9 protein-coding genes and 2 riboswitches are annotated in these 13,379 nt (G+C 41.5%); all 9 genes read left to right on the top strand.

Annotated elements, in window-relative coordinates:
• The first annotated feature begins 182 nt into the window (after positions 1-182).
• Positions 183-1,139 (top strand): AAA family ATPase, encoded by a 957-nt coding sequence (locus D0463_RS10105; RefSeq protein ID WP_117307284.1) that lies wholly within the window; start codon positions 183-185, stop codon positions 1,137-1,139.
• Positions 1,140-1,141: 2 nt separating this feature from the next.
• Positions 1,142-2,350, top strand: coding sequence for a DUF58 domain-containing protein (locus tag D0463_RS10100; RefSeq protein ID WP_117307283.1), 1,209 nt, complete (start codon positions 1,142-1,144; stop codon positions 2,348-2,350).
• Complete coding sequence (locus D0463_RS10095; protein ID WP_117307282.1) at positions 2,347-4,545, top strand: DUF4129 domain-containing transglutaminase family protein; 2,199 nt, start codon at positions 2,347-2,349, stop codon at positions 4,543-4,545. Before D0463_RS10100 ends, D0463_RS10095 begins: the two co-directional genes overlap by 4 nt.
• Before the next feature lie 249 nt (positions 4,546-4,794).
• Positions 4,795-4,896: riboswitch (purine riboswitch) on the top strand.
• 168 nt (positions 4,897-5,064) lie between these two features.
• The gene (guaA, locus tag D0463_RS10090) at positions 5,065-6,624 is read left to right on the top strand and encodes a glutamine-hydrolyzing GMP synthase (protein WP_174234313.1); all 1,560 of its coding nucleotides are present in this window, start codon (positions 5,065-5,067) and stop codon (positions 6,622-6,624) included.
• Positions 6,625-6,838: 214 nt separating this feature from the next.
• Positions 6,839-7,234, top strand: a complete 396-nt coding sequence (locus tag D0463_RS10085; RefSeq protein WP_117307280.1) for a hypothetical protein — start codon at positions 6,839-6,841, stop codon at positions 7,232-7,234.
• 146 nt (positions 7,235-7,380) lie between these two features.
• Complete coding sequence (locus D0463_RS10080) at positions 7,381-7,692, top strand: hypothetical protein (protein ID WP_117307279.1); 312 nt, start codon at positions 7,381-7,383, stop codon at positions 7,690-7,692.
• A gap of 566 nt (positions 7,693-8,258) precedes the next feature.
• Positions 8,259-8,360: riboswitch (purine riboswitch) on the top strand.
• Between the two features lie 114 nt (positions 8,361-8,474).
• Positions 8,475-9,809, top strand: a complete 1,335-nt coding sequence (locus D0463_RS10075) for an NCS2 family permease (RefSeq protein ID WP_117307278.1) — start codon at positions 8,475-8,477, stop codon at positions 9,807-9,809.
• Between the two features lie 156 nt (positions 9,810-9,965).
• Positions 9,966-10,808: a glucose PTS transporter transcription antiterminator GlcT gene (glcT, locus tag D0463_RS10070; protein WP_117307277.1), complete on the top strand. Its 843-nt coding sequence runs from the start codon at positions 9,966-9,968 to the stop codon at positions 10,806-10,808.
• A 187-nt stretch (positions 10,809-10,995) separates the two neighbouring features.
• Positions 10,996-13,062, top strand: coding sequence for a glucose-specific PTS transporter subunit IIBC (ptsG, locus tag D0463_RS10065; RefSeq protein WP_117307296.1), 2,067 nt, complete (start codon positions 10,996-10,998; stop codon positions 13,060-13,062).
• Positions 13,063-13,379 lie beyond the last annotated feature (317 nt).

Below are 13,379 nucleotides of genomic sequence, written 5' to 3'. Positions count from 1 at the left end.
TAACTCAAAATGAAATAGGGAAATAGAATGGTAATATCAAACTAGTTAATCAAGACATACATCCATAAAGTCCGCTTCTAAGCTTTCTTATTCGTATAGCGAAAATTGGAGGATTTTAGTGGATATGGAACGAATTATATATAGAAATAGACTCACTAATAAGCCTTTACAGGAGGATTAAGATGATAAAGGAAGAAAAGCATCCCACCTTAGAGAAAGTTTTGCATAATATTGAAAAAGTTATAATCGGAAAAAGAGATATCGCGGAACTGAGCCTTGTGGCCTTGCTTGCTGAGGGACATGTGCTTTTAGAGGATGTGCCGGGTGTCGGGAAAACGATGATGGTACGGTCACTGGCTACATCGATCGGAGCTGCTTTTAAGAGGATTCAGTTTACTCCAGATCTGCTTCCTTCCGATGTTACCGGTGTTTCTATTTTCAATCCGAAGGAGCAGGAGTTCATTTTCCGACCGGGTCCGATTATGGGGAACATCATTTTGGCTGATGAGATTAATCGGACTTCTCCGAAAACCCAATCCGCATTGCTTGAGGGGATGGAGGAAGCAAGCGTGACCGTTGACGGGGTAACGCGGAAATTGGAGCAGCCTTTTTTTGTGATGGCGACGCAAAACCCGATTGAATACGAAGGCACCTATCCGCTTCCGGAAGCACAATTGGACCGGTTTTTATTGAAATTAAAAATGGGCTATCCGGACATCACGGAAGAAATGGAAGTTTTGAACCGTGCCCAGCACGTGCCTCCAATTGAAGATCTTGAACCGGTAATAACCCTAAAAGAGCTTCGTGAACTGCAGCAGGATGTCAAGTACGTCCATGTAGATGCTTCTGTAAAACGGTATATTGTCGATCTGGCCAATCAGACCCGCGAACATCACAGTATTTATTTAGGCACGAGTCCGAGGGGTTCCATTGCATTAATGAAAGCGGCGCAGGCTTATGCTTTCTTAAATGGAAGGGATTATGTGCTTCCCGATGATGTTCAGTACTTAGCGCCATTTGTATTTGCGCACCGGCTCATCCTGAAATCCGAAGCCAAATACGAAGGAATTGACGCCGAACAAATCGTAAAGGAAATCGTCAAAAAGATTCCGGTTCCGGTACAAAGGCTTGTGAACTAGCAATGAAAAAACTTCTATCAAAAATAAAGCCTTCTTTGAAAATGATTGGCCTGATATTTTTGGTTGCCTTTGCTTTTATTTTCGCGATGTTTCAAGGCGGATTTGTCAGTTGGTTCATCTTTTACAGCTTTCTGCCTTTTGTCCTTTACTCTATCGTTCTCTTTGTCTATCCGATTCAGGAGTTCCGGGTAGAGAGGGTTCAGGGCAAAAAGAAATTCAAGACAGGTGAAAGAGCGACGGTTGAAATCACCATCACCAGAAAAACATACTTCCCACTATTCTATTTACTTGTAGAAGATAAGCTCCCGGAGCGGCTTGAACAACATATAGATGGAACGAAGAAAAAAATGGTGTTTCCTTGGTTTAAGCGCAGGATTACCCTTAGTTATTCGCTTGAAAATATGCCCCGCGGGGAGCATTCCTTTCAAGAGATTCGCCTGAAAACGGGCGATTTTTTAGGACTTTTTGATAAAGAGGCTTTCTTTGAGCTTCCAGGCAGGTTGCTTGTTTACCCGGCCTACAAGGAGCTTTCGTATAGGCAGCTCGACAATTTGTTCGATCAGGGGCGTGCCGGGACAGCCAACCGTCTCCAACGCGAAAATTCCATTGTTTCAGGGATAAGAGAATATCAGCCCGGCGACCAGCTTTCCTGGATAAACTGGAAAGCGACCGCCAGGAAGAATGACATTATGACGAAGGAATTCGAGGAAATGAAAAGCCATGACATCTTTCTGATTGTTGATGAATCACCTGCAGAAGAATTCGAAGCCATGGTAACGTATGCCGCTTCCTTTGTTCATTCCATCAGTAAAAAAGGCATTCAGATCGGGTTTTATCGAACTGGAAAAAGCGGGGAAGTTCTGCCGGTTCGCGGCGGAGCGCTTCAAAGACAGAAAATCTTTTACAACTTGGCCAAAGCGGAAGCCAATGCTTTCATTCCGATTGAAGGGATTATCGAAAAGCATAGTGCGATTGTGCCATCAAATGCTGCGATGGCAATTATCACCGGCCGTTTAACTTTGCAATCGTTCGAATGGATTGGCCGGTTTAAAACGAATCAGGCCCTTACTATTTTTTCAGTGAATCGCGACTCGTCATTATCGAAAGAAGAAATAGTGGCTCGAGAATTCGCAAAAACAAAAGGAATCAATGTGAAATATATTGAAAAAGGATTTTTTGAGGGTGAAATTTCAGAGGTGATAGCCCAATGATTCAATCGAGAAAATATGATGTTGCGATCAAAACTATTTTGTATATATTCGGGTTTTTCCTGGTATGGGAGTGGATCCGGCCTGTCAACCAGCTGACAGAGACGAATAATATAGAGGTATTTATCTTGTTTATGGCGGTCGGATTTGCGCTTCATTTGTTTAAGATTCCTCCTTTATTCCGTTTAGTGATGCTGGGTGTTTTCATCCTGATAGCAATTCATTATCTGTATTATGAAGTGCCCCTCTTTGAACTGTCCTGGTTTTTTGATTTTGTTGGAAAAATCGCTAGCGATATCGCCCTCTTGTTCCACGGTGAATTTCTGAAGATTTCGTTCGAATTCCAGTCGTTGCTGTTTTTTATTTTGCTTTGGCTGATTACGTATTTGCTCCATTACTGGATTTCAGTCAAAAAAAGCATCCTCTTATTCTTTATCGCGACTGTGGTAATTGTCTCGGTGTTGGATACATTTACTGAGTATGAAGGCACATATTCGATCATCAGGCTCGTCATCATTGGCTTTAGTATGATGGGTAGTCTGGCGCTTTTTCGCTTGGCTGCTCAGGAAAAAATGTCAATTACCGTGCCGTCTCTCAGAAAATGGATTATTCCGCTCGTGCTCATGATTGCGTTCAGCTCCTATATTGGACTGGCGGCGCCTAAGCTCGATCCGCAATGGCCGGATCCGGTACCGTTTATTACTTCGTATTCGGATAGTGCAACCGGGGGCGGAGGAACGAACAGAATCGGATACGGGGTGGATGATTCATCACTTGGCGGTGGATTTGAAAATGATGATACCGTTGTGTTCCGCGCAGAAACCTCAGCGGGTCATTATTGGAAAGTGGAAAATAAAGATTTCTATACGGGAAAAGGCTGGGTCACAGCAGATAATGCGGGTTCTTATGAAGAATTTGCCGATGCTGATCAAGTTGAAATTTCCCCATACCCAACCGGGGTGCAGACGACTGATTCCAAGGCATATGTAGACATTGAACTACCCTATAACCATGTGCCATATCCTGGACCGGGAAGTGTAACGGGAATTTCCTCTTCAACAGGGGAATTATACAGATATCATGGACACAATGACCGCATAACATCTCACAATAACGAAGGTAATTTCATCAAGTTGAGGGAATTCGAACTCTCTTATTCTTTGCCGAGGTTTGATATTAATCAATTGAAAGAGGTAGGAATGACGGAAGGGAATCAGCTTGATCCTGAATTCAAAAACCGGTATACCCAGATTCCTACAGGTTTTCCTGACCGGATCAGGGAGCTGGCCCGGACGATTACAGATGAAGAAGACAATTGGTACGACAAGGTAAAAGCAATAGAGAATCATTTCGATGGAGGGGAATTTGTCTATGATCAAGTGGATATTCCTTATCCAGGAGATGCCGAGGACTATGTAGACCAATTTTTGTTCGAGACGCAAAGAGGTTACTGTGATAACTTTTCTACATCGATGGTAATGCTGCTGCGTTCCATCGATATACCGGCCAGGTGGGTCAAGGGGTATACGGAAGGTGAGCAGGTTACCCGAAATGGCAAACGGGTATACGAGGTAACGAATAATAATGCCCATTCCTGGGTCGAAGTATTTTTTCCGAATGTCGGCTGGGTTCCGTTTGAGCCGACAAAAGGGTTTTCCAACAATACCGATTTTTATACTTCTACAACAGAGACTGATTCAACGGAAACGACTGAACCAGAAACCGAACAAGAGGCTCCGGCTGCACAACAACAGACTCCAACAAAGCCTGAAGAGGCACCTGGGGATCAAACTGCTGAATCGGCAATCAACCAGGAAAGCTGGCTGAATAGAAATTGGAAGGCCTTATTAGCCATTACTGCCGGTATTCTTTTAATTGGCTTGCTCTTTTTCAAATTAAGAGGGAGATGGCTGCCATATCTGTTAATCGCGATTTATAAAAGAAAAAACGATCATGATACCTTTTCAAAGGCTTACATGACTCTGTTGAAGCAGTTGAGAAGAAAGGGGCTTAAACGGCCTGAAGATCAGACATTAAGAGAATATGCTGAATATGTTGATTCCTATTTTTATTCAGGAGAGATGGGGAAAATCACCCGAAATTATGAGAGGCAGATTTACCGGGGAGATCACCCTTCCGCCAATTGGGAGCATAATCAGAAATTGTGGGAAAATTTAATTAAAAAGACAATCTCTTGACCAAATTTTCATTGTGTTGTTACAATTGAGGCGTTCCTAAAACTAGAATTAAAAAGCGTAGCTTCTTGAACTTTAAACAGTGTCTAGCTACAGCGCCCAGCCCCTCGAGGTCATAAGCCGCCCCTCTCCGGAGTGCAGGCCCTCCTGCGAGGCGCGTCTTATGCTGGTCGGACTTGCACAGGATGTGCTGACGTCGACGTAAGACATAAGGACGTGGCAGCAGTTAGTCGACGTTCCTTTAACAGGGCGCTTTCGCTTTTATATACCCTTCATATATACTCGATAATATGGATCGAAAGTTTCTACCAAATCACCGTAAATGATTTGACTATGAAGGCAGATTTTATTTGGTATTCCAACTAGGATTCTGCTTTTATTTCTCGAGGCAGGATTCTGGTTTTTTATTTTGTCTTTATTTTCATTTCTTTAGTAATACTATTAATAGGTGAATTTAATCAATCGTTTGTTTAAAAAAGTGAACCCATTTTTTTTTACAAGCGAATCATGACAATTGAGGTGATGAGAGTGCCCGGGAAAACGGAATTACAGAACCAGGAAATGATCGTAGTGCTTGATTTCGGAAGCCAATATAATCAGTTGATTACGCGCCGGATTCGTGAGTTTGGAGTGTATAGCGAGTTGCACCCGCATACGTTGACGGCAGAACAAATTAAGGAAATGAATCCAGCTGGGATTATTTTCTCAGGCGGGCCTAACAGCGTGTATGATGCTGCCGCTTTTGGCTGCGATGAGCGGATTTTTGAATTAGGGCTGCCGATTTTGGGGATTTGCTATGGCATGCAGTTAATGACCAAGCATTTCGGAGGGAAGGTAGAGCCTGCGAAGAATCGTGAATACGGAAAAGCAACATTGACTACCCGGAATGATTCGAAGCTATTCCATGACTTGCCAAAGGAGCAGATTGTCTGGATGAGCCACGGGGATTTAGTAGTCGAAGAACCTAAGGGCTTCACCGTTGATGGAACAAATCCATCCTGTCCGATTTCAGCGATGAGTGATGAGTCAAGAAAGCTATACGCCGTCCAATTCCATCCTGAAGTACGCCATTCTGAGCATGGGAATGAAATCCTGAAGAACTTTGTGTTCCAAGTATGTGGCTGCGAAGGCGATTGGTCGATGGAAAACTTTATTGAAATTGAAATGGCGAAAATCCGCCAGTCTGTTGGTGACAAAAAAGTTCTTTGTGCGTTAAGCGGCGGTGTCGATTCTTCGGTCGTAGCCGTCTTGATCCACAAGGCAATCGGAGACCAATTAACGTGTATCTTCGTCGATCACGGCTTGCTTCGTAAGGGCGAAGCGGACAGCGTCATGAACACATTCAGCGAAGGCTTCCATATGAATGTTATTAAAGTAGATGCTCAGGATCGTTTCCTTACAAAGCTTGAAGGTGTTTCAGATCCAGAGAAAAAACGGAAGATTATTGGAAACGAATTTATCTATGTGTTCGATGACGAAGCGACAAAGCTTCAAGGAATTGAATTCCTGGCACAGGGCACCCTTTATACCGATATCATTGAGAGTGGAACCGCGACTGCACAAACCATTAAATCGCATCATAATGTCGGCGGTCTGCCTGAAGACATGCAATTCAAGCTGATTGAGCCGTTGAACACGCTTTTCAAGGATGAGGTCCGTGCGCTTGGGACCGAACTCGGCATCCCTGACGATATCGTCTGGCGCCAGCCGTTCCCTGGTCCAGGATTGGGGATTCGTGTTTTAGGTGCCATATCAGAGGACAAGCTGGAAATCGTCCGCGAGTCAGATGCCATTCTTCGTGAGGAAATCAAGAAAGCAGGACTTGACCGTGATATTTGGCAGTATTTCACCGTGCTTCCAGACATTCGCAGTGTCGGGGTAATGGGAGATGCGCGCACATATGATTATACAATTGGCATTCGGGCAGTGACGAGCATTGACGGAATGACCTCCGACTGGGCGAGAATTCCGTGGGATGTTCTCGAAATCATTTCAACCAGGATTGTAAATGAGGTCAGCCATGTGAACCGGGTCGTGTATGATATCACCAGTAAGCCACCTGCTACGATTGAGTGGGAATAAGGATATAAGTTGAGTTGAATTGTAAAAGCCTATTTTACAGTGTTTAATATAACAGAAAACCTGTAAAATGGGCTTTAATAAAATTGGATGCCCCCCACCATCCCCACCAAGATATTTTTTTGCATTTTATAAAGTTAGTCATTTGACTTATAATGAGCGAAAGAAATTTTTTACTATTAAAAGATATCGTATTGAAAGGACAGGAGGAATAATTTTGAGAATACAAATGAAACTTAGTAAGGCTACCGTTATTGCATTTAATGAATTTAAAAGAAAGATTTATGGAGATCCAAATATTGAAATAACTAATGGTTACGTGTTGGGAGCTGCATACAATTTGATAAAAGAAGAATTAGAAAATATTGATTGGGAGGAGGTGAAAAATAGAGAAAGTGAAATTGTGAGAGAGAGTCAGGATAAATCAGTTGAGGGTGTTCACACTACATTAAATATTGATTCAGCTATTTCAGAAGGTATAAATAAACTCCAAAATGCTTTTTTGAATGAATTTAAAACTACTAGAATACACAGATCATTTGTAGTGAAACTAGTTATGTTTGCGACATTACTACATCATAACAATGAATTACCCAAAAAAGAAATTAAGTAATTATGAGAGACTAAGTCTTTATAACTAAGAGTTAGTCTCTTATTTATAAAAAAATAAGGTAATCTGTTGACTAAATAAAATAAGATAGTATAATAATTGTTGAATGGGTAATCTATCGACTAACTAGATTAAGGGGGTGAATTGAAATGTATAAGAAAGAAGTTGATGACTTGTTGGCAGGGAAATACTCGAAGCAAACTCTGAAAAAGGTTCATGCTCAATGGAAGAAAATACATGGAACTGTTACCATTCCACATCACAATTTTGTTTCAACAGCAAAGAGAGTGTTAGAAGAAATTTTTCATGGAACTCTACACTTTAAATATGCGAGTGAGATTTTATGTGCTTTGCAGTATTGTTCAAACCATCATCATTATTTAACAGATGATTTATTGCTTGACGATATTGATAATCATAAGAGAATCGTATTTAATAACTATCTTATTAAGTACCAATAATTCAAATGCTGTAGGTGTTTAGTCCCTCGGAAAGAACTAAATAAGAAATAGAGTGGGAAAGGGGTGCGGTTTCACTAAGTGTTGCATTTATTATTGCAATTTACGAAGATGTTATTAAGGCAGCGAATAACTATGCAAATATACGTGCTAACTGGAGTGTTCAAACAACTGAGGAAAGAAGAAATGTTGACGAGGCAAGAACTATTCGGCACAATGATTTCATGGCAACTTTAAAAATACTGGCAAGATATATGAAAAATCAAGGATGGAACTCTGAATGGATGGACAAGTTAGGAACTATAGAAAATGATAGAAAACGGTTTGGTGATTTTGCCTGCTATATGGTTTGCATAAATTCTCTAAACGCTAGATAAATTGTTTGCCCACCGAAAACCCCACCAAAATAGAAGATGCAGTTTAGAAACCTAGACTTTTAAAGGATTTTTGGGTACCATATACGATTGAGTGGGAATAATATTACGAACATTAACGTTATAACTTTCAGTATCATTCGTTTTTTTCTTGACGACATTTTTCTACACTGGTAAACTCTAAATGTAATCTTAATCATTATAAAATGAATTCGTCGTATAATCTTGGGGATATGGCCCAAAAGTTTCTACCGAGCTGCCGTTAACAGCTTGACTACGATGCAAATATAAGGAGGTAGGCTCCATCCATGGATGGGGACCCCGCTCCATCTTTTTGCATATAAAGTCAGGTCCCGTTCGGTTAGACGGGGCCTTTTCTCTATGCGGCGTAACATACGGGGGAGTATGAGGATGAAAAAATATTTTCAATTCGAGGAACTCGGCACGAGCTATCGCCGAGAGATCATTGGCGGATTAACTACCTTCTTATCAATGGCCTACATTTTGGTTGTTAATCCACTGACATTAACTTTAGACAGCGTTGAAGATTTTCCTGACGCTTTAAGAATGGATTATGGTGCCGTGTTCGTGGCAACCGCTTTAGCTGCCGCAATCGGTTCGATATTAATGGGGCTCATTGCGAAATATCCAATTGCGCTGGCTCCAGGCATGGGATTGAACGCATTCTTCGCCTATACGGTTGTTCTGACCTATGGGGTTCCGTGGCAAACCGCATTAACAGGCGTGTTAATATCAGGGGTTATCTTTGTATTACTAACATTATCGGGGATACGTGAAAAGATCATTAACGCGATTCCGGTAGAGCTAAAATATGCTGTAAGTGCCGGAATCGGGCTTTTTATCACCTTTGTTGGTTTTCAAAATGCAGGAATTATCGTAAATAACGATTCGGTTCTTGTCGGTTTAGGTGACTTAACAAACGGCAACACGTTATTGGCCGTCTTTGGCATTATTTTAACTGTTATTTTATTAACTAAGGGAATTCATGCAGGGATCTTTATTGGGATGATTATTACGGCTATCGTTGGTGTGATTGCCGGTTTAATCGATATGCCGGGCAAGATTGTCGGAGCGGTACCGAGCCTTGAGCCGACTTTCGGGGTCGCATTCGAAGCATTCGCCAATCCGGGAGAGCAGCTTTTCTCGGTTCAAATTCTCGTTGTTATTCTAACCTTCTTGTTTGTTGCCTTCTTTGATACAGCAGGAACTCTGGTAGGTGTCGCTACTCAAGCAGGATTAATGAAAGGAAATGAGCTTCCGAGAGTTGGAAAGGGATTATTTGCAGATTCACTTTCTATCGTGGTCGGTGCTGTACTTGGTACATCAACAACTACTTCTTATGTGGAATCAACCGCGGGAGTTGCCGCTGGTGCCAGAACGGGATTTGCAGCGATTGTAACAGGCCTATTGTTCGTCCTCTCCATTTTCTTTTTTCCGCTGCTGAGTGTTATTACTTCTGCGGTAACGGCGCCAGCGCTGATCATTGTTGGGGTATTGATGGTATCCTCGCTTAAGAAGATTGACTGGGAACGATTCGAAGTGGCTGTACCGGCATTTTTCACGCTTATTGCCATGCCGATGACATACAGTATCGCAACCGGTATCGCAATTGGATTCATCTTTTATCCAATCACGATGCTAATAAAAGGACGCATAAAAGAAGTCCATCCGATTATGTACGGTTTATTTGTAATCTTTGTTTTATACTTTATTTTCTTAGTCTAATCGCAATGACTAAAAGGAATCCAAGAGGGTTCCTTTTTTTGACGATTATTTTTCACTTGATTTCGCTTGGTCACTTGACTAACATTAAACTTGCCCTTTCCTTCTGAATTTTTAATGGATGAGAAGGTTCATTCTCTTGTAAAGAGGTATCCGATTATGTCTGCTTTTTCAATTGAAAAAATTCTAAATAATAATGTGGTCATCGCGAGCCACCTTTCTCACGGAGAAGTCATCCTTATTGGAAAAGGCATAGGTTTTAACCGTAGCAAAGGTGATGAAATCTCGGCGGATCAGGCTGAGAAGATGTTTGTCTTAAAGAGCGAAAGAGAACAGGAAAACTATAAAAAGCTATTGCCGCAAATCGATGAAAAAATTCAGACCGCGATAATAGAAGCGATACAGCATATCAGTAACAGAGTCACAGGGGAATTAAATGAACATATACACGTTGGTCTGACTGACCATATAGTATTTTCCTTGAACCGGATGATAAGCGGGATGGAAGTTAAAAATCCTTTCTATGTGGAAACGATAAATCTTTATCCATTTGAATACGAAGTAGCCCGAGAAGTTGTTGAAATCATCGGCGAGAAAACCGGGATTAGCCTTCCAAAGGGAGAAATCGGTTTTATCACACTGCATATTCACAGCGCGATAACCAATAAACAGCTATCAGATATAAACCAACACTCCCAGTTGGTCACCCACCTCATCAATGTCATTGAGGAACAATTAGATACTACTATAGATAAAGAAAGCATAGATTATATGAGGCTGGTTCGCCATCTAAGATTTACGATTGAAAGAGTGATGTCAGAAGAGAAAGTAGAAGAACCGGAAAAAATTACTCTGATGTTGAAAGAAGCGTATCCGGTGTGTTATGATATTGCTTGGAAACTGATAAAGATTATGCAGCAGGTGCTGAAAAAGCCCGTATACGATGCGGAAGCTGTTTACTTAACAATGCACCTACAACGCTTACAAAAGAAAATCACATAATAGACTTTTACTTTACGTGTTACTGATTCGATCAGGCATAAGTGAGGAAAGGTAATTGAATTTTCCAGAGAAGGGTATATTATACCTGTCTGTTAAACTCAATGCTTTTTTCGCTTATGCCTTTTTTGTTTGGAATTATGTAACCGCTTTATGGGTTTCCAAAATAAAATTATGGGGGTCGTTTACCTTGTTTAAAAAGTTATTTGGCGTTTTGCAAAAGGTTGGTAAAGCCTTGATGCTTCCAGTTGCCATCTTGCCGGCAGCGGGTATTTTGCTTGCTTTTGGTAATGCTTTGCAGAATCCGACACTACTTGATATCGCACCATTCCTTGACAACAATGGCGTCGAGATGGTTGCGTCGGTCATGGAAAATGCGGGTAATATTATTTTTGGTAACCTGGCACTATTATTCGCGGTCGGTGTGGCCATAGGTCTTGCTGGCGGTGACGGTGTGGCTGGTCTGGCTGCCATCATCGGTTTCTTGATTATGAATGTCACAATGGGCACCGTTCTTGGTATTGAGGCGGAGGATATAAAGGGCAGTATGGAATATGCCTCTGTACTCGGCATACCAACTTTGTCTACCGGTGTTTTTGGAGGAATCATTGTCGGGATCATTGCCGCATACATGTACAATAGATTCTATGAAATTGAATTGCCATCCTATTTAGGTTTCTTTGCAGGTAAACGCTTTGTGCCTATCATTACAGCGGCAAGCGCGGTTATCCTAGGTCTATTGATGATTTTGATCTGGCCGCCAATCCAGCATGGATTAAATACATTCTCCGAAAATATGTTAGGTGCCAATATGACCTTGTCAGCCTTTATTTTCGGTTTGATTGAAAGATCGTTGATTCCATTCGGGCTTCATCATATTTTCTATTCTCCATTCTGGTTTGAATTCGGTACTTATACAAATGAAGCGGGCCAACTCATTAGAGGTGACCAAGCGATTTTTATGAACCAAATTAAAGATGGAGTACAAGATCTTACAGCGGGAACCTTCATGACTGGTAAGTTCCCATTCATGATGTTCGGTCTTCCGGCTGCAGCACTTGCCATTTATCATGAAGCACGTCCGGAAAAGAAAAAGCTAGTCGGCGGCCTGATGGCATCCGCAGCATTGACTTCATTCTTAACGGGTATCACTGAGCCGCTTGAATTCTCATTCCTGTTCGTGGCGCCTATCTTGTTTGGAATCCACGCTGTATTCGCGGGGCTTTCCTTCATGACGATGCATTTATTGGATGTAAAAATCGGTATGACTTTCTCCGGAGGTCTCATTGATTACATTTTGTTTGGATTAATTAACCCGCAAACCAATGCTTGGTTGGTGATTCCGGTCGGACTTGTGTTAGCCGTGATTTATTATTTCGGTTTCCGCTTTGCAATCCGCAAATTCAACTTAAAGACGCCTGGTCGCGAAGTTGAATCAGATGATAATGAAGAAGAGGCATCAAAAGGTAAGCCGGGTAATCTTGCTGGCGATATCTTGGATGCAATGGGTGGTAAGGAAAATATCGCTCACTTGGATGCTTGTATCACGCGCCTTCGTGTATCTGTGAACGATGTGAAAGAAGTGGACAAGAATCGGTTGAAAAAACTCGGAGCTGCCGGGGTACTTGAAGTTGGGAATAACATTCAAGCTATTTTTGGACCACGTTCTGAAACGATAAAAGGACAAATGAATGACATTATGTCCGGTAGAAGACCTAGAGTTGTGGAAACCTCTCAAGAAAAAGAAGTAGAACAGCAAATCGAAGAAGTAATCCCAGAAGCTCTACAAACCCATGAGCCAAGTGATGAGCAATTCATTTCCCCGATTAAAGGTGAAATCAAGCCAATCACCGAAGTACCTGATCCTGTTTTCGCGGAAAAAATGATGGGTGATGGGTTTGCGATCCTGCCAGAAGACGGGCTTATCGTTTCTCCTGTCGACGGAACAATCGTAAATCTATTCCCGACTAAGCACGCGCTGGGTATTGTCTCAGACGGAGGTCGTGAAATCTTGATTCACGTTGGAATCGATACCGTTAAATTAGAAGGTAAAGGTTTTGAAGCGTTAGTTTCCCAAGATGATAAAGTGAAAAAAGGACAGCCTTTATTAAAGGTAGATCTTGATTACGTAAAAGATAATGCTCCTTCCATTATTACGCCAATCATCTTCACTAACCTTAAAGAAGGTGAAACAGTGAAGCTTGAGAAAAATGGTAAGGTAGATATTAAGGAAGAGAACATCATTACGATTAAGTAAGAACAAACCAAAACAGCCCTCCCTTTCGCAAATTACTATTTGAAAAGGAGGGCTGTTTTATGTTGAAATATTCAAGATTGCCAATCCAAATATACTTAATTGAACAGTTGTAAAAACTTCCAGTATAATATTTCGGTTTTTGGTTGACTTGTCAATGGTCAGGTGCTAGTATATGTAATACACCGCAAGACAACATTACTTTTCTTTTACAAAAACATTTCAAAAATATGTTGACTTCTTGTTGGTGAGATGGTATATTAATAAAGTCGCTTCTGAGAGAAACGACAACGAAATTGCTCTTTGAAAACTGAACAAAA

It is taken from the genome of Bacillus sp. V59.32b (assembly GCF_003429085.1).
Classification (GTDB): Bacteria; Bacillota; Bacilli; order Bacillales; family DSM-1321; genus Peribacillus.
The sequence above is the reverse complement of the archived record's forward strand: the minus strand, read 5'-3'. Positions and strand labels throughout refer to the sequence as shown.